The organism is Arthrobacter gandavensis, from assembly GCF_039528575.1.
Classification (GTDB): domain Bacteria; phylum Actinomycetota; class Actinomycetes; order Actinomycetales; family Micrococcaceae; genus Arthrobacter_B; species Arthrobacter_B citreus_B.
The window spans coordinates 258,700-276,626 of the sequence record NZ_BAAALV010000002.1; the positions used below are offsets into that span (position 1 = coordinate 258,700).

Annotated in this window: 16 protein-coding genes; 14 read left to right on the top strand and 2 right to left on the bottom strand. The window is 66.2% G+C overall.

The genetic code is table 11. From position 1 onward, the window contains the following. Positions 1-40: 40 nt before the first annotated feature. Positions 41-1,126, bottom strand: a complete 1,086-nt coding sequence (locus tag ABFX29_RS04415) for an inositol-3-phosphate synthase (protein WP_152225205.1) — start codon at positions 1,124-1,126, stop codon at positions 41-43. A gap of 355 nt (positions 1,127-1,481) precedes the next feature. Between ABFX29_RS04415 and ABFX29_RS04420 the strand changes: the two genes are divergently transcribed. From ABFX29_RS04420 to ABFX29_RS04440, 5 genes are all read left to right on the top strand, one after another. Further along, complete coding sequence (locus tag ABFX29_RS04420; RefSeq protein ID WP_152225208.1) at positions 1,482-2,783, top strand: autotransporter outer membrane beta-barrel domain-containing protein; 1,302 nt, start codon at positions 1,482-1,484, stop codon at positions 2,781-2,783. Between the two features lie 96 nt (positions 2,784-2,879). Next, positions 2,880-4,325: a glycosyltransferase family 87 protein gene (locus tag ABFX29_RS04425; protein ID WP_211372317.1), complete on the top strand. Its 1,446-nt coding sequence runs from the start codon at positions 2,880-2,882 to the stop codon at positions 4,323-4,325. After that, positions 4,322-5,395: a lipid II:glycine glycyltransferase FemX gene (locus tag ABFX29_RS04430; protein ID WP_152225210.1), complete on the top strand. Its 1,074-nt coding sequence runs from the start codon at positions 4,322-4,324 to the stop codon at positions 5,393-5,395. The genes ABFX29_RS04425 and ABFX29_RS04430 overlap by 4 nt, the downstream gene beginning before the upstream one ends. Beyond that, positions 5,388-6,830: a phytoene desaturase family protein gene (locus ABFX29_RS04435; RefSeq protein WP_152225212.1), complete on the top strand. Its 1,443-nt coding sequence runs from the start codon at positions 5,388-5,390 to the stop codon at positions 6,828-6,830. Before ABFX29_RS04430 ends, ABFX29_RS04435 begins: the two co-directional genes overlap by 8 nt. A 72-nt stretch (positions 6,831-6,902) precedes the next feature. Continuing rightward, entirely contained in the window at positions 6,903-7,178 is a 276-nt protein-coding gene (locus ABFX29_RS04440) for a hypothetical protein (protein WP_152225214.1), read from the top strand. A 33-nt stretch (positions 7,179-7,211) separates the two neighbouring features. Here ABFX29_RS04440 and ABFX29_RS04445 read toward each other — a convergent pair whose 3' ends face one another. After that, positions 7,212-7,532 (bottom strand): putative quinol monooxygenase, encoded by a 321-nt coding sequence (locus ABFX29_RS04445; protein WP_152227174.1) that lies wholly within the window; start codon positions 7,530-7,532, stop codon positions 7,212-7,214. A 107-nt stretch (positions 7,533-7,639) separates the two neighbouring features. Here ABFX29_RS04445 and ABFX29_RS04450 point away from each other — a divergent pair, with 107 nt between their 5' ends. The 9 genes from ABFX29_RS04450 to ABFX29_RS04490 all read left to right on the top strand — a co-directional run bounded on the left by ABFX29_RS04450 (position 7,640) and on the right by ABFX29_RS04490 (position 17,817). Then, positions 7,640-9,322, top strand: a complete 1,683-nt coding sequence (locus tag ABFX29_RS04450) for an ABC-F family ATP-binding cassette domain-containing protein (RefSeq protein WP_152225215.1) — start codon at positions 7,640-7,642, stop codon at positions 9,320-9,322. Between the two features lie 55 nt (positions 9,323-9,377). Then, positions 9,378-10,583 (top strand): MFS transporter, encoded by a 1,206-nt coding sequence (locus ABFX29_RS04455; RefSeq protein ID WP_246167194.1) that lies wholly within the window; start codon positions 9,378-9,380, stop codon positions 10,581-10,583. 99 nt (positions 10,584-10,682) lie between these two features. Further along, positions 10,683-11,729, top strand: coding sequence for an ATP-binding cassette domain-containing protein (locus ABFX29_RS04460; protein ID WP_152225219.1), 1,047 nt, complete (start codon positions 10,683-10,685; stop codon positions 11,727-11,729). Further along, complete coding sequence (locus ABFX29_RS04465; RefSeq protein ID WP_152225221.1) at positions 11,726-12,568, top strand: ABC transporter permease; 843 nt, start codon at positions 11,726-11,728, stop codon at positions 12,566-12,568. Before ABFX29_RS04460 ends, ABFX29_RS04465 begins: the two co-directional genes overlap by 4 nt. A gap of 30 nt (positions 12,569-12,598) precedes the next feature. Continuing rightward, positions 12,599-13,546, top strand: a complete 948-nt coding sequence (locus ABFX29_RS04470) for an ABC transporter ATP-binding protein (RefSeq protein ID WP_152225223.1) — start codon at positions 12,599-12,601, stop codon at positions 13,544-13,546. Continuing rightward, positions 13,543-14,394: an ABC transporter permease gene (locus ABFX29_RS04475; RefSeq protein ID WP_152225225.1), complete on the top strand. Its 852-nt coding sequence runs from the start codon at positions 13,543-13,545 to the stop codon at positions 14,392-14,394. The genes ABFX29_RS04470 and ABFX29_RS04475 overlap by 4 nt, the downstream gene beginning before the upstream one ends. A gap of 164 nt (positions 14,395-14,558) precedes the next feature. Beyond that, positions 14,559-15,515, top strand: coding sequence for an ABC transporter ATP-binding protein (locus tag ABFX29_RS04480; protein ID WP_152227176.1), 957 nt, complete (start codon positions 14,559-14,561; stop codon positions 15,513-15,515). Beyond that, a complete protein-coding gene (locus ABFX29_RS04485) occupies positions 15,512-16,387 on the top strand; it encodes an ABC-2 transporter permease (RefSeq protein WP_152225227.1) in 876 nt (291 codons plus the stop codon). The genes ABFX29_RS04480 and ABFX29_RS04485 overlap by 4 nt, the downstream gene beginning before the upstream one ends. A 155-nt stretch (positions 16,388-16,542) precedes the next feature. Then, positions 16,543-17,817: a M18 family aminopeptidase gene (locus ABFX29_RS04490; RefSeq protein ID WP_211372318.1), complete on the top strand. Its 1,275-nt coding sequence runs from the start codon at positions 16,543-16,545 to the stop codon at positions 17,815-17,817. The last annotated feature ends 110 nt before the right edge of the window (positions 17,818-17,927 follow it).

Consider the following 17,927-nt stretch of genomic DNA (forward strand, 5'->3'; position numbering starts at 1 on the left):
GCACTTTCTGCTATCTCGATTCTTGGGAGAAAGGGAGAGCCTAGCGCTCGATTTCTCCGCGGATGAACTGCTCCACCTTTTCGTGGGCGATGTCATCGTTGAACTGCTCCGGCGGGGACTTCATGAAGTAGCTGGAAGCCGAGAGGATGGGGCCGCCGATGCCGCGGTCCAGGGCGATCTTCGCCGCACGAACGGCATCGATGATCACGCCGGCAGAGTTGGGGGAGTCCCAGACCTCGAGCTTGTATTCCAGGGACACCGGGGCGTCGCCGAAGTTGCGGCCTTCCAGGCGGACGAACGCCCACTTGCGGTCATCAAGCCAGGCCACGAAGTCGGACGGGCCGATGTGGACGTCGTTGGCGGCCAGTTCGGCAGAAACGTTGGACGTGACCGCCTGGGTCTTGGAGATCTTCTTGGATTCGAGCCGCTCGCGCTCAAGCATGTTCTTGAAGTCCATGTTCCCGCCCACGTTGAGCTGGTACGTGCGGTCCAGCGTGACGCCGCGGTCTTCGAAGAGCTTTGCCATCACGCGGTGCGTGATGGTGGCACCGATCTGGCTCTTGATGTCGTCGCCCACAATCGGGACACCGGCAGCGGTGAACTTGTCAGCCCACTCCTTGGTGCCGGCAATGAAGACCGGGAGGGCATTGACGAAGGCCACGCCGGCGTCGATTGCGCACTGGGCGTAGAACTTCGCTGCCTGCTCGGAACCCACGGGCAGGTAGCAGACCATGACGTCGACGTTCGCGGCCTTGAGCTCGGCGACGATGTCTACCGGATCCTCCTCGGACTCGCTGATCGTCTCGCGGTAGTACTTGCCCAGGCCGTCCAGGGTGTGGCCGCGCTGCACCTTCACGCCGGTCTGCGGAACGTCGGCGATCTTGATGGTGTTGTTTTCGCTGGCGCCGATTGCGTCAGCCAGGTCCAGTCCGACCTTCTTCGCGTCGACGTCGAAAGCTGCCGCGAACTGCACGTCGTTGACGTGGTAGTCGCCGAACTGGACGTGCATCAGGCCTGGGACGGTTGCTGAAGGGTCGGCGTCGCGGTAGTACTGGACGCCCTGCACCAGCGATGCAGCGCAGTTACCAACACCAACGATTGCCACCCGGATCGGGTTATTTGCCACGGTTCTCCTTTGAAGACATTCCTGTGCCGCCGCCCGCCGCTGACTCGCGGATGTGCCGCAGCAGGCGGCCAAGGCAACTGCCCCAGTCTACTTCTTCCAGCAAACAGTCCACCGAGTTGTAGGCAGGGACTACTTTCCGGCTCCCGGGCCTCATTGAAGGGCAGAGGGATAGCGCCGGGCACCAACGCCGCTGACGCGCTGCTTCACCAGCTCAAAACCGAGTCGGGTGCCGTGCAGACCCAGACCCGGCTCGCCCTTCGCTAACCGCATTTGGCCCGCGGCCGGTGGCAGGGCCAACCGGTGAGCCTACGCTGGAAGAACAGTGCCGGAGCCCTTCCTCCGCTAGGAGTGCACCATGAATGACATTCCAGCCGCCTTCCGCACCCGCGCCGCCGTCGTACTGGCAGCCGCCGGCCTCCTGGCCGGAGGCGGGCTCACCGCCTGCACCCAGAACGGCGGCGAGTCCACGCAGAGCCCGACGGCGGAATCCCCCTCCTCCCCGCAGCTGGCCGATGAGTGTGAACTGCCCGAGCCGTCGGCGACACCCAGCCCGGAGGACAAGGACTTTGCGGCATCGGACGCGGACAGCTCCGCCCTTGAGGTGGGCAGCGGGGAACAGAAGGCCGTGGGCAGCTCCACCATCCGCAAGTCCGGAGACACTTCCAACACTGATTCATCCAGTTTCACCGGACTCAATGCTGCCGTGCTGATTTCCGGAGGCGGCTCCCTGGCGATGAACGGGACCACCGTTGAAACCTCGGGCGCCGGCGCCAACGGGGTGTTTGCTACCGGCACGGGTTCATCGGCGTCCCTGCAGGATGTGAGCGTAAAGACCGAGGGCAGCTTCTCCCACGCCCTGGACGTCACGGATGGTGGCAGCATCACGGCCGTGAGCCCCCAGCTCTCCACGGCGAGCGACCATTCCAGCGTGATCGCCACGGACCGCGGCGGGGGAGACGTCCAGGTCAGCGGCGGGAACGCCACTGCCGGCGGAGAACTGTCCGCCGTCATCTACTCCACCGGGACTATTTCCGTGTGCGGCCTTACCGGAACATCGGCGCTGGCGGAGGCTGCCGTCGTCGAGGGCGCCAACTCGGTGAGCGCCACCAGTTCCGAACTGACCGGCGGCACCCACGGTGCCTATATGTACTCAAGCACGCCGGGCAACACCGGAGGCGGAACCTTCAGCATGTCCGGCGGAACGCTGACGGCCAAGGACGGAAACGCCGTTTTCGTGGACGGCGTCAGTGCCGCGATCAACCTCAGCAACGCGGCAAAACTGGACCCGGGGGCGGGCGCGCTGATCAGCGTTTCCAACAACGGCAGCGCGTCGGCGTCGCTGCAGGAAACGGTACTGGAAGGACAGCTGACCGCCGACGCCGGAAGCACGCTTTCGGTGTCCCTGACCGCCAACAGCAGGATCACGGGCACCCTGAGCAACGTAGGGCTGGAGCTGGACAACACCAGCACAGTGGACCTCACGGCGGACAGCTCCGCTACCTCCGTGGCCGGAGCACTGGTCAGCGGCTCGGAGATCACCAACATCACCGGCAATGGGCACACCCTCACCTACGATCCGGGGGCCGAGGGCAACGGCTACCTCAACGGACAGGACTACCAGCTGGCTGGCGGCGGGACCCTGCAGGCCGCTCCCTGATCCCTTTGACCCAGGCTATTCCGGCAGCGGTGAAGGCCCGGGCCATTTGGGCCGTTCCGCCAAGCCGGCGGCTGGTACGCCTGCATACTGGTAGGCATGGATTCAACTCCCCGCCGCCGGCCGATGCGGATCGTGGTGCCCAGCCGGAATGACCGGCTGCTGAGCCGCTTCACCGAGGTGCTGGGCGGCCCCCTGGGGCGCTACACGGCCCCGGGAATTGTTTCCCCGGGATTCTTTACCATCCCGCGGGTGCTGATTCTGCTGACCACCGGTGCGGCCCTGCTGGCTCTGCTGGCGAAGACCCCCTGCCGCCTCAACGGCTGGTCCGACCAGTTCTACCAGGCGTGTTACTCGGACTGGCCTGCGCTGTTTGGCGCCCGCGGACTGGGGGCCGGCAGCTATCCCTTCATCAGCCCCGGATCCGAGTTTGAGTACCCCGTGCTGCTGGGACTGCTGGCCGGGTTTGTGGCCTGGCTTGTGCCCGCCGGCGCGGAATCGCGCGGACTGGTCTACTTCGACCTGAATGCGGTGTTTGCCACGGCGGCCTGGATCGTGACAGTGATCGCCACCATGCGGATGGCCAACCGCCGTCCCTGGGACGCTGCCATGGTGGCCGTCGCCCCGGCAATGATCCTGTCCATGTTCATCAACTGGGATATCTGGGCCGTGATGCTGGCGGCCCTGGGCATGCTGGCTTTCGCCCGCAGCAAGCCGCTCCTGGCCGGTGTCCTGCTGGGGCTTGGAACCGCACTGAAGCTCTATCCGGTGCTTATCCTCGGAGCCGTCCTCGTACTGGCACTGCGAACCTTGAAGCTGCGGGCCGCCGCAGTCACCTTTGCGGCCACGGCCCTGACCTGGCTGGCGGTCAACGTCCCCTTCATGCTCCGCGACTTCCAGGGCTGGAAATACTTCTACGAATTCTCCCGCGACCGCGGGGCCGGTAATTCCAGCGTCTGGCAGGCATGGAACATCACCTTCCCCGAATTTACGGTGGACGCCGCGTTCATCAGCTTCTGGGCCTACTTCCTGTTCGCCCTGGCCTGTGCAGGAATCGCCGTCCTGGGCCTTGCAGCCGAGCAGCGGCCACGCATCGCGCAGCTGGCTTTCCTGATCGTGGCGGCGTTCATCCTCACCAACAAGGTCTACTCGCCCCAGTTCGTGTTGTGGCTCGTGCCGCTGCTGGCACTGGCGAGGCCGCGCTGGCGCGATTTCCTGATCTGGCAGTTCTTCGAGGTAATGCACTGGTGGGCCATCTGGCTCTACCTCGCCGCCCTGATTGGCGGGGGAGCCCCGGAGAACAACCTTGATTCCGGCTGGTTCGTGCTTTCGGTAGTGGGGCACATGGGAGCCACCATGTACCTGATGTTCAGGGTGGCGATGGACATCTGGGACCCGCGGACCGATCCGGTGCGCCGCATGGGCATCGACGATCCGCAGGGCGGGCCGTTCAACCAGGCTCCGGACCGCTGGCGGCTCAGGCTGCCCCGCCGCCCTCGGGTACCCTTGGAGACGGACGCAGCCCCGGCGAAAGAAGCAATGTGACCCCCGCTCCCTACCGTTTCCAGCAGCTGTCCCGCGAGGACTTCGAGTCCCTGGCGGCCCGGCACCCCGGTGTTGTCATCCCGCTGGAGCAGACTCCCTACTGGGCGGACTTCGAAACCCGCCTGGGCCGCGAACCCTACGGCGTGTGGGCCTATTACGACGGCGGGAAGCTGGTTGCCACCGCCAGTTACCTGCGCTCCCGCCGGCGCCTGCGGCCCTCCCTGGTGGTAGTCAACGGCCCAACCTGGTTCACCGAGCGGACCCCCGACGCCGAGGCACGGCTGGTCGCCACTGTGCAGGAGCAGTTCCGCGCGGATCCCGCCGTGGACCCCTTGTATGTGCGGATGCAGGTGGAGCATGTGAGCCCGCCGGTCACCGGACCGCTGGAGCACGGCTGGTACGAACGCGAAATCGTGGTGGACCTGACCCCGGACACCGAGAAGATCTTCGCGGCCTTCCGTCCCAACGCCCGAAACCTGATCCGCAAGGCGGAGAAGCTTGGGGTGGAGGTCCGCACCGTGGAACGGGAACGGTGGGCCGAGGTCTTCCGCACGGAGCTGTTTCCGATTATGCAGGAAACCGCTGCCCGTGACGGGTTCTCCAGCTTCGATTCAGCCTTTTACGAGACTCTGCTCACCGAACTGGGCGACCACCTGCGCCTCATGGTGGCCTACGTCGAGGGCAAGCCCGTTTCCTGGCTGATCACCACCGAATACCGCGGTTACGCGGTGTACTACTTCGCCGCCAGCTCCCGGGACGCCAGGAAAACGAACGCCCCGTACCTGCTGCTCTGGGAAGCGTTCAAGGTCCTCAAGGCCGCCGGCAACACGGCCTGCGGACTGACCGGGATCGAGAGCGAGAACTACCCGTCCCTCGCCAACGTCACCACGTTCAAACGCAACTTCTCAAAAACCGTGGTCACCGTTCCGACCACGTACGATATTCCGCTTTCTCCGCTGCGCTACCGCGCCCTGGCAGCCGCACTGCGGCTGCGCCGGGAAGCTCCGGGACTGCTGCGCAGCGCCCGTTCCCGTCTGAAGCGCGGCCGTCCCGGGGCCGGCGGTGACTGACGTAACCGTGGTGGGAGCCGGGCCCAACGGCCTGGCCGCAGCGGTCACCATGGCCCGCGCAGGTTTGGCCGTGCGTGTCCTGGAAGCTGCTCCCACCGCAGGCGGAGGAACGCGCACCAGCGAGCTCATCCGGCCCGGCCATCGGCACGACGTCTGTTCTGCCGTGCACCCCATGGCACTGGCCGCTCCCTTTTTCCGGGATTTCGCCCTGTCCGAGCGGATTCGGCTGGAAGTGCCCGAGGTTTCCTACGCCCAGCCGCTGGACGGAGGCCGCGCCGCAGTGGCCTACCGCAGCCTGGAGCGCACCGTCCAGGGACTCGGGGCGGACGGAAAAGCCTGGGCCGCGCTCATGAGCCCCCTGGTGCAGCACAGCGAAGCCATCACGCGCACGCTGATGGACCCGCTGCTGAAGATTCCCCGCGAGCCGCTGGCCGCCCTGCGATTTGGGCTGGCAGCCCTGGACCAGGGGACCGGGGCGTGGAACCGCCGCTTCGCCGAAGACGCGGCTCCTGCCCTGCTGACCGGCGTGATGGCCCACCCCGTTGGACGGCTGCCCTCCCTGCCCTCGGCCGGCGGCGGCCTGCTGCTTGCCCTGCTGGCCCACACCGTCGGCTGGCCCGTGCCCGTGGGCGGCTCCCAGGCCATCACCGACGCCATGGTGGAGGACCTCCGTGCCCACGGCGGGGAACTGGAGACCGGACACCGGGTGGACTCGCTCCGCGAACTCTCCGGCTCGCGCGCAGTCATCCTCGATACTGCTCCGGCAGGACTGCTGCGGCTGGCCGAGGGTCAGCTGCCCGCACGCTATGAACGCGCGCTGCGGCAGTTCCGCTACGGCAACGCCGCCTGCAAGGTGGACTTCATTCTCTCCGGGCCGGTGCCCTGGGCGAACCCGGCCCTCGCCGGTGCGGGAACCGTGCACCTGGGCGGAACCCGCGCTGAAACCGCTGCCGCCGAGGCCGCCGTCGCCGCCGGACGGCATCCGGCGAGGCCCTACGTGCTGCTCTCCCAGCCCAGCACTTTCGACCCCACCCGCGCACCTGCGGGCCGGCACATCCTGTGGACCTACTGCCATGTGCCGGCCGGATCGGACCAGGACATGGCTGCTGCGGTGACGGCACAGATTGAACGCTTCGCACCCGGCTTCCGGGACGTTGTCCTCGAAACACGGACGACGACGGCGCGCGGCCTGGCTGCGTATAACGAGAACTATGTGGGCGGTGACTTCGGTGCCGGCGCGGTGACCCTGGGACAGATGATCCGCCGTCCGGTGCTGTCCCCGGTTCCGTGGAAGACGCCGCTGCAGGGTGTTTTCCTGTGCTCCGCCTCGACCCCGCCCGGTCCCGGCGTGCACGGAATGGGCGGCTACCATGCTGCGGGCCAGGCCCTTCGGAAGGTATTTGGGCTCCCCCTGCCGTCCCTCTCACCGAGGTAGCAGCCGGCGTGTTCCGGGCCTACCCCTTGCACTGAGGTGCACGGCGTGGGGAACTTGAACGAGGAGGTTCCCATGACGGATACACCCGAACACCTGAACAACCACCACCGGGACACGCTGAACGAGATCCTGCGCCACCCCGTGTCCCACAACATCGAGTGGAAGCGCGTGAGGTCGCTGCTCGAGGCCGTTGCGGACACCACGCGCGAGCACAACGGCAAATACGAGGTCACGCTGGCCGGGCACACCGACTACCTGACCCCGCCCAAGGGCAAGGACATCGACGAACAGACGGTGGTGGACCTGCGGGAGATGCTGGAGCGCGCCGGCTTCTCTCTGCAGGAGTAGCCCGTGCAGGAGTAGCCGGCGCGTTCCGGAGCCCTACTTAACCTCGAGTTCGCCCATCCGGGACCATTCCTGGCCGTCGATCAGCGTGTTGATGATCTTCGGAGTCTCAACCAGTGCCGGGAGCATGTCCTTCATGGCCTGCTGGAAGTGGTCGCTGTTCACGTGGGCGGCAGCGGCGTCGTCCTTGAATGCCTCAACCAGCACGAATTCGTTCGGGTCCTCAAGGCTGCGGGACCAGTCGAACCAGAGGTTGCCCTCCTCGCCGCGGGTGGCAGCGGTGAAGTCGGCCGTGAGCTGCGGCCACCGCTCGGTCCATTCCGGCTTGACCTTGAACTTGACGACGATGAAGATCATCTTTTTCTCCTGGTTTTCTGCGGTAATTGCCAACACAAGAGCCTATGCCCGCGGCCGTCCGCCGTCACGCTGGCGGAAGCCCATCCCCGCGATGGGAGGATGGAAGCGTGGCTCATCTCGACGTATCCGGCATTGACTACTTCCTCTCCGACGGCAGGCAGCTGCTCAGCGGCGTCAGCTTCAAGGTCGGAGAGGGACACAAGACTGCGCTGATTGGACCCAACGGCACGGGCAAGACCACCCTGCTGCGGATCATCGCCGAAGACATCAAACCCGACGAAGGCACTGTGTCCCGCTCCGGAAACATGGGCATCATGCGGCAGTTCGTAGGGCAGGTGCGCGACGGCAGCACCGTCCGGGACCTGCTCGTCTCCGCCGCCCCGCCCGCCATCGCGGCCGCTGCACGGGCCGTCGACGAGGCTGAAGAAGCCATGATGGAGAACGACGGCGAACCCACCCAGATGCGCTACGCCCAGGCGATCGCAGACTGGGGAGACGTTGGCGGGTACGAACAGGAAACCGTCTGGGATGAAGTCACGACCGCCGCCCTGGGCATGCCCTTTGATACGGCCCAGTACCGCCAGGCAAGCACCCTCTCCGGGGGTGAGCAGAAGCGCCTGGTCCTTGAGGCACTGTTCTCCGGCCCGGATGAACTGCTGCTGCTTGATGAGCCGGACAACTACCTGGACGTGCCGGGCAAACGCTGGCTGGAGGCCAAGCTTGCGGAGTCGAAGAAGTCCGTCCTGTTTGTCTCACACGACCGCGAGCTGCTCGCCAACGCCGCCACGCGCATCGTGACGCTTGAGCCGGGCATCAACGGTGCCTCGGCCTGGATCCACGGTGGAGGCTTCGGCAGTTACATCAAGGCCCGCGAAGACCGCAATGCCCGCTTCGAGGAGCTGCGCCGGCGCTGGGACGAGGAGCACGTGAAGCTCAAGGAACTCGTCAACATGTACAAGAACAAGGCCGCGTTCCGCTCGGACATGGCCAACCGGTACCACGCCGCGCAGACCCGCCTGGCAAAGTTCCTGGAAGCAGGGCCGCCCGAAGCGCTGCCGATCGAGCAGAACGTCAAGATGCGGCTGCGCGGCGGCCGTACCGCCAAGCGCGCAGTGGTGGCACAGAAGCTGGAACTGACCGGACTGATGAAGCCGTTCAGCACCGAAATCTGGTTTGGCGACCGGGTTGGCGTGCTGGGGTCCAACGGTTCGGGAAAGTCCCACTTCCTGCGCCTGCTGGCCCTGGGCGGCAGCGATCCGGACAAGGAACACGAACCGGTTTCCGAGGTGGAGATCGCCCCGGTTCCGCATGAGGGTTCGGTCAAGCTGGGCGCCCGGATCCGGCCGGGTTTCTTCGCGCAGACCATGCTGCGCCCGGATCTGCTGGGCAAGACCCTGCTGGACATCCTGCACCGCGGGGACGAGCACCGCTCCGGCCTGGGCCGGGAGGCCGCGGCCGGCGCCCTGGACCGCTACGGCTTGGCTTCCTCCGGCGAACAGAAGTACGACTCGCTTTCGGGAGGGCAGCAGGCGCGCCTCCAGATCCTGCTGCTTGAACTTTCCGGTGCCACCCTGCTGCTGCTGGACGAGCCAACGGACAACCTGGACCTGCACTCCGCCGAGGCCCTGGAGAAGGCCATCGAAGCCTTCGAAGGAACAGTCCTGGCGGTGACGCACGACCGCTGGTTCGCCCGCAGCTTTGACCGCTTCCTCGTCTTCGGCTCGGACGGACGGGTCTATGAATCCGAAGAGCCGGTCTGGGACGAAAAGCGCGTCGAGCGCGCCCGCTGACAGAGCCCGAAGGGCACATTTCCCTCCGGCGGGGTCCGGGTTCCAGAATGAAGGTGTGAATACCAAATCCCTGGACCGGGCCCTCCTGGCTGTCTTCGCAGTTTTCGCCCTCAACGGCCTGATCTTCGCCAGCTGGGCAGCGCGGATTCCCGCTGCGGCCCAGGCCCTGGACATCGGTTCCGCCGGCGTGGGGCTGCTGCTGCTCTTCTCCGCGGTGGGCTCCGTTGGAGCGCTGCCCCTGGCCGGTGCCTTGGCCCAGCGGGTAGGCACCGCCAACGCGGTCCGGACCGGCGGGCTGCTCGCATCCGCGGCTGCACTGGTCATAGCGGCAGGACTGTCCGCGGGATCGATTCCCCTGACGGCAGCCGGGCTGCTGATCTTCGGTTCCGGCATTGGCCTCTGGGATGTCGCCATGAACCTGGAAGGCACGGAAGTTGAACGAGGCCTGCGCAAAACGCTGATGCCCAAGTTCCACGGTGCCTTCAGCGGCGGCGCCTTCCTGGGCGCGATGATCGGCGCCGGACTGTCCGCCCTGAACGTCAGCCTGCCGGTGCACCTGATCGGGATCGTGGTGATCGCCGTCGTGCTGGTCACCCTGGTTCCCAGGGCCTTCCTGCCGGATTCCCCGGAGATGCTTCATCCGCACGATGGCGGCGCCTCCAAGCCTTCCAGCTTCGGCGCGTGGAAAGAAGGCCGCACCCTGCTGATCGGCGTCGTCGTCCTGGGTGCGGCACTGACCGAAGGTGCCGCCAATGACTGGGTGGCCAAGGCCACCGTTGACGGGCTCGACGCGTCAGAAACAGCAGGCGCGGTGATGTTCGGCGTGTTCGTCGCAGCCATGACCGCCACCCGCTGGTTCGGTGCCCGCCTGATTGACCGCATGGGCCGGGTCCGGGCGCTGCGGCTGTGCATGGGCGCCTCGCTCGCGGGCCTGATCCTGTTCGTGTTTGCCCCCAGCTTGTGGCTGGCCGGAGCCGGTGTCGTTTTGTGGGGCATTGGTGCAGCACTGGGCTTCCCCATGGGGATGTCCGCTGCCGGGGACGATCCTGCCCATGCTGCCGGACGCGTCTCGGTGGTTTCCACCCTCGGCTACACGGCCTTCTTCGTCGGACCGCCGCTGCTCGGCTTCCTCGGCGAGCTTTGGGGGCTGCGCAACGCCCTGCTCGTCGTCGGGGCGGCAATGCTGATATCCATTGTCTTTGCGCCGGTTGCGGCCGAGCGCAAACCCGAGGAACTCGATGCAGGAAAACCTGCCTCCTAGGGTGCATTTCCAGCCAACGTTCCGGCTCTCTTGCCTTCCGGACTGAACCTGTCCGGATAACCCCTATCCAGCGGGTGCGGGCAGTCCTAACCTGTTCGCATGTCCCTTCCCCCCAACCCCAACCACCAAGTGCGCCCGGTCTCGGAGGGCCGCCGCGATCCGCTCATCCAGGCCCGCGGCCTGACGAAGGTCTACAAGTCCAAGTCAGGCCCGGTATTCGCCCTCGACGGACTGGATATTGGCGTACCCCAGGGCACCGTCACGGCGCTCCTCGGCCCGAACGGGGCCGGAAAAACGACGGCGGTCAAGGTCCTCACCACCCTGATCAAGGCCAACGCTGGAACTGCGTCCATCGACGGGATCGACGTCTCGGCGCGGCCCAAGGACGTTCGGCGCATCATTGGCGTGTCCGGCCAGTACGCAGCGGTGGACGAAAATCTCACCGGCATCGAGAACCTGCGAATGGTCGGCAAGCTCTACCACCTGCCCACGGCCCAGGCGCGGCAGCGTGCCGCTGAACTCATCGAGCAGTTCGACCTGGCGGACGCCGGCAACCGGCCGGTGAAAGGTTATTCCGGGGGCATGCGCCGCCGGCTGGACCTGGCCGGGGCGCTGGTGAACAATCCCCGGGTCCTGTTCCTCGACGAGCCCACCACCGGCCTGGACCCGCGCAGCCGCCTGGCACTCTGGGACGTGATCAAGTCCCTGGTCGCCGCCGGGACAACACTGCTGCTGACCACCCAGTACCTGGAGGAGGCAGACCAGCTGGCGGACACGGTGGCCGTGATCGACGGCGGCAAGGTGATCGCCGAAGGCACCTCGGACCAGCTCAAGGCCAGGATTGGCGGACACCGGGTAGCCGTTGCGCTGGTTGAAGGCTTCGACTCGGGCACCGCGCGGCAGATCCTGGCCCGTTACGGCAGCGGAGAGGTCCATACCGCCAGCGACGGACGCGCCCTGGAAGTGGCAGTGACCGAGGGCCCCGCCGCGCTCCAGCGGGTCCTGCGTGACCTGGAAGCCGCAGGAATTGAACTGCACGACGCCGGCATCCGTCGCCCCACCCTCGACGACGTGTTCCTGAAGCTCACCGGACACACCACCGAGGAAGAGAAGGAAGACGCCAGGAAAGCGAAGGCAGCACGATGAGCGCCGCAACAGCAGCGGTCCGGTTCCGCCCGGGGGCGGGGACCACGGCCGGCAGCTGGGCATCCGACGGCTGGACCGTCACCAAACGCAACCTGATCAAGATCCGCCGCACACCGGACATGATCGTGTTCGCCGTGCTGCAGCCAATCATGTTCGTGCTGCTGTTCAGCCAGGTCTACGGCGGCTCCATCCAGGTGGCGGGCACCAACTACACGCAGTACCTGATGGCGGGCATCTTCGCGCAGACAGTGGTTTTCGGTTCCACGTTTTCCGGATCGGCCATGGCCCAGGACCTGAAGGAAGGGATCATCGACCGGTTCCGCACGCTGCCCATGAGCCCTTCGGCGGTGCTGATCGGACGGACCAACTCCGACCTGGTGCTGAACGGTATTTCAGTGATCATCATGATGGGCACCGGCCTCCTGGTGGGCTGGCGCGTCAACACGTCCTTCTGGTCCTTCCTCGGCGGGGTGGGGCTGCTGCTGCTGTTCTCCTATGCCTTCAGCTGGGTGATGGCCCTGCTGGGCATGTCCGTGCGGTCCCCGGAGGCGATCAACAACGCCTCCTTCATCATCCTGTTCCCGATCACGTTCATTTCCAACGCGTTTGTGCAGAGCTCCACGCTGCCCGAACCCCTGCGCACCATCGCTGACTGGAACCCGGTCTCCGCGCTGGTCCAGGCGGTCCGGCAGCTGTTCGGAAACCTGGGATCGACACCGGTGCCGGATACCTGGCCCATGCAGAATCCCGTCACCACGGTGCTGATCGGTTCCGCCATCATGCTTGTGGTGTTCGTCCCCCTGGCCGTACGCAAGTTCGAGGCGGTGAGTTCGCGCTAGGCCCCGTTCCTCCGAACCAAAGGACTGAGCATGATCGAGGCACATGAACTCACCAAGCGTTTTGGCGGCAAGACCGCCGTCGACGGCATCACCTTCAACGTCCAGCCCGGCAAGGTCACCGGGTTCCTGGGCCCGAACGGGGCCGGCAAGTCCACCACCATGCGGCTGATTGTCGGCCTGGACCATCCCACGGCGGGGAACGTGCGCGTCAACGGGAAACCGTACGCCAGGCACAGGATGCCGCTGCATGAGGTTGGTGCGCTCCTCGAGGCCAAGGCCGTGCACCCGAGGCGGTCCGCCTACAACCATCTGCGGGCCCTGGCCGCGACCGAAGGCATACCCGCCGCACGCGTCAACGAGGTCATCGACCTCACCGGGCTGGGTCCGGTGGCCAGGAAACGGGTCGGCGGCTTCTCCCTTGGCATGGGCCAGCGCCTCGGCATTGCCGCAGCGCTGCTGGGGGACCCGCAGACGCTGATCCTGGACGAGCCGGTTAACGGGCTGGACCCCGAAGGCGTGAAATGGGTGCGCTATCTGGTCAAGGGCCTCGCGGCCGAAGGCCGTACCGTGTTCATCTCCTCCCACCTGATGAGCGAGATGGCTGTTACCGCGGACCACCTGATCGTCATCGGCCGCGGCCGCATCCTGGCTGATGCCCCCATCGAGACGGTCCTCACCGGCGGTCAGGCCGAACGCGTCCTGGTTCGGACGGACGACGCCGAAGCGCTGGCGGCCGCTGTAGCCGGCGACGGGGTGCAGATCCGCAGGGAGGCTGCGGATGAGCTGACTGTCCTCGGGCTGCCCGCACGCCGCATCGCGGAGGCGGCCTTCAGCCGGGGCATCCTCATCACCGGACTGATACCGCAGCAGGAAACCCTCGAAGACGCCTACATGGAACTGACCGGCGGAGAGGTCGAATACCAGTCGCAGCAGATCGGCGCGCAGCCGCTCCCCGCCAGTGAAGGACAGACCCAATGAGCACAGCCGCAGCCCCCCGGTCCCGGTCGCAGCGATCCTGGGGAGGTCCGGTCACCTTCGGCCGCGTGCTGCGCTCTGAATGGATCAAGACGGCCACGGTCCCGTCAACAGTCATCCTCCTGGCCGTGAGTTTCGCAGTGATGATCGGCCTGGGCGCACTTGTCGCCTGGGGGCTGGTCCAGCTGGCCAATGAACCCGAGTCCGGCCCGCCCGAGGGAATCGGGCAGTCCCTGCAAAGCGCGGCGTATGACATCCCGTCCTCCGGCCTGCCGTTCGGGCAGCTGCTGATCGCCGCCCTGGCGGTAGTGGTCATCGGCTCCGAATACACCACCGGTATGATCCGCTCCACCATGGTGGCCGTGCCCACCCGCGTCCCGGCGCTGCTGGCCAAGACGCTGGTAATCGCCGTCATCTCTTTCCTGGTGGGCGTCCTTTCGGCCTTCGCAACGTATCTGCTGGCGCAGCCGATCCTGTCCGGTTCGGACCTGGACTTCGGACTGGACGCGGAGTGGGTGCTGCCCTCCATCATCAACACCGGCACCGTCCTGGCACTGATCGCCGTCATGGGCGTGGCCATCGGTGCCCTGCTGCGCAGTACGGCCGGAGGAGTGGTGACCCTGGTGGGTGCCCTCTTCGTGCTGCCGATCATCGCGGGACTGCTTACCGGCCTGGCGGACTGGGTGGAAGATGCCGCCCGTTTCCTGCCCAGCAGTGCGGCGGCGCAGCTGGTAGCCACCCGAATCCAGCCCGACGCCTTCAACCAGGTGGAAGGCGGCCTGATCCTCGCGGGATGGGCGGCGGTGCTGCTGGCGGCTGCGGTGGTGGTCATCAAAAAGCGTGACGTCTGAAACCGTCCCCGGCCATACTGATGACTCAGGGTCCTCCCTGAGTCATCCCTAAGGGGGACGCCTGATTTCCCCCGTTTCATCCCTAGGAACGGTCCGCAGCGGACGGCGGACGCATAGTGTGGAAGTACACCCCCGTACTTGTACGCTCCTAGATGAGGATCACCATGATCGAGGCACACGGCCTCTCCAAGCGCTACGGCAGCAAGACCGCCGTCGACAATGTTTCCTTCACCGTCGAACCAGGGAAAGTAACCGGCTTCCTGGGCCCGAATGGTGCCGGCAAGTCGACGACCATGCGGATGATCGTGGGACTGGACCGTCCCACCTCCGGAAACGTGACCATCAACGGCCAGCCCTACGCCCGCCACAAGGCTCCGCTCCATGAGGTGGGCGCCCTGCTTGATGCGAAGGCGGTGCACACCCGCCGGTCGGCCTACAACCACCTTCGCGCGATGGCCGCCACGCACGGCATCTCCAACAAGCGCGTCAACGAAGTCATCGAGCTCACCGGACTGGGCCCGGTAGCTAAGAAGCGCGTCGGCGGATTCTCGCTCGGCATGGGCCAGCGCCTCGGCATAGCCGTCGCCATGCTCGGGGACCCCAACACCCTGATCCTGGACGAGCCGGTCAACGGCCTCGATCCCGAAGGCGTGCTTTGGGTCCGCAACCTTGCCCGGGGCCTGGCCGCCGAAGGCCGCACCGTCTTCCTCTCCTCCCACCTGATGAGTGAAATGGCCGTCACGGCAGACCACCTCATTGTGATTGGGCGCGGACGCATCATCGCCAACGCGCCCATCCAGGAGATCATCGACGGCGGCGGACGCCAGCGCACGCGGGTGCGCACCGACAACGCTGCCGATCTCCTGCCGGTCCTGGAGAACCAGGGTGCTGAAATCAACCGCATTGAAGACGGACTGTTCGAGGTCAGCGGCGCCGATTCACGCTCCATCGCAGAGATCGCCCTGGACCGCCGGATCCTGCTCACCGAGCTGACCCCGATCCAGGTTTCCCTCGAGGACGCCTACATGGAACTCACCCGGGACGACGTCGAATACAAGTCCCACGCATTTAGCCAGGAACCGGCTGCTGCCGAGCCTGTTGTGGAAGGAACCCGAGCATGAGCACCACAACCGCACCCGCGCCGTCCCGCCGGACGGCCCGCACGGACGGCAGCGGCGTCAACTTTGCCAGGGTCATGCGCTCAGAGTGGATCAAGGTAACCACCCTGCCCTCCACCGTGATCCTGCTCTCCGTCACCCTCGTGGTCATGGTGGGCCTGGCTGCACTCGTTGCCTGGAGCTGGGCAATGACTGCTGAAATGCTGGCGGACGATCCCAGCATGGGACCGGCCATGGGCGTTGGGAACGGCATGGACCTGCAGGCCATGGTTTATGACACCCCGGCCTCCGGCGTACTGTTTGGCCAGCTTCTCATCGCCGCCCTGGCCGTGGTCCTGGTTGCCTCCGAGTACAGCACCGGCATGATCCGCTCCACGATGGTGGCGGTTCCCACCCGGACGCCGGCAATGCTGGGCAAGGCCATCATCATCGGCGTCGTAGCCTTCGTTATCGGCGTAGTCGGTGCCTTCGCAAGCTACCTCATCAGCCAGCCCCTGCTGGCTCCGGAGAACCTTGAATTCGGCCTGGACGCACCCTGGGTCCTTCCCAGCATCATCAACACGGGCACCCTGCTGGCGGCCATCGCCGTGATGGGCGTGGCCACCGGATCCCTGCTTCGCAGCACCGCCGGCGGCGTCGTGACCATCATCGGCGTCCTGTTCGTCCTGCCTGTGATCGTGCAGCTGATTTCAGGTCTTGCGGACTGGATTCCTGACGCCGCACGCTTCCTGCCCAGCAACGCCGGTACCCAGCTGGTGGCCACCAATATTGCCGACGGTGCGCTGAACCAGCTCGAAGGCGGACTGGTCCTGGGCGGCTGGGCGGTTCTCCTGCTGATCGTCGCACTGATCGTGAACAAGCGCCGCGACGTCTAGCACCCCACACTTCGGTGAAGGCGGAAGCGGAAGAACGGCCGCAGACGCCTTCACCGGACATCTCCCACGGATCCCCCGGGCAGCAATGCCCGGGGGATCCTTTCTTCGTGGGGCGGCGGTTACGTGCCCGCCGCCGGCTCTGGTTGAATCGGAGCATGTCTGACGCACTGGCTCACGTAAACGACCTCGGCGAATACGTCGCCGCCTCGCCCTCCAGCTTCCACGCCGCCCGCGCTGCCGCGGACCGTCTCGCGGCGGCCGGATTCACTGAAGTTGCTGAGGACCAGGACTGGCCCGCAGCGCCCGGCCGGTATGTGGTGGTGCGCGACGGCGCCTTCATCGCCTGGATCGTCCCTGAGGGCGCAGAACCGGGGACCGGATTCAATATCTTCGGGACCCACACCGACTCACCGACCTTCAAGCTCAAGCCTTCGCCGACTACCGGGAAGTTCGGCTGGCTGCAGGCCGGCGTGGAGGTCTACGGCGGGCCGCTGCTGAACTCCTGGCTGGACCGTGAACTGGAGCTCGCCGGACGGCTGGTGACCCTCGACGGCGTCGAGCACCTGGTTGCCACGGGTCCGCTGCTGCGTTTCCCGCAGCTGGCCATCCACCTGGACCGCGCCGTGAACGAAGGCCTGAAGCTGGACAAGCAGCAGCACATGAACCCGGTGTGGGGGCTCGGTGATCCGTCAACCGCCGATCTCCTGGGGCTTCTGGCAGCCAAAGCGGGCGTGGACCGCGAAGAGATCGGCGGGTACGACGTCGTCGCCGCCGACACCCAGCCGGCCCGCGTCTTTGGTGCCGACGGGGAATTCTTCGCCTCAGGCAGGCTGGACAACCTTTCTTCGGTGCACGCCGGCCTGCGTGCCCTGGAAGCTGCCGCCGAATCCAAGACCGGCGGAGCAATTGCTGTCCTGGCGGCGTTCGACCATGAAGAAGTTGGCAGCGGATCGCGCTCCGGCGCGGCCGGCCCGTTCCTCGAGGACGTGCTTGCCCGGATCAGTGCAGGACTCGGAGCCGATGCCATGCAGGCGCAGCGTGCATTTGCTGCGTCGTTCTGCATCTCTGCCGACGCGGGCCACGCAGTGCATCCCAACTATGCCGAACGGCACGACCCGGCCAACCGGCCGGTCCTCAACGGCGGTCCGCTGCTGAAGATCAACGCCAACCAGCGCTACACCACCGACGCACCCGGTGCGGCGTACTGGGCGGGACTGTGCCGCAGGGCCGGTGTGCCCTACCAGGAGTTCGTGTCCAACAACTCCATTCCGTGCGGCTCCACCATTGGCCCGCTGACCGCGACCCGCCTGGGAATCCGCACCATCGACGTCGGCATTCCGCTCCTGTCCATGCACTCGGCCCGGGAGATGGCCGGAGTCAACGACCCGTTCCAGCTTTCCCGCGCAGCAGAGGCCTTCTTTGCCCGGTAACCGGCGCGGCGGGGGACGGAGCGCTGTCCACAGGTGAACTTTGGAGTCGGGAAAATCCGATAGGATAGGGAAGTCTGTGCTGTCGGCTTCGGCTGGCAGGCTTCCGGGCA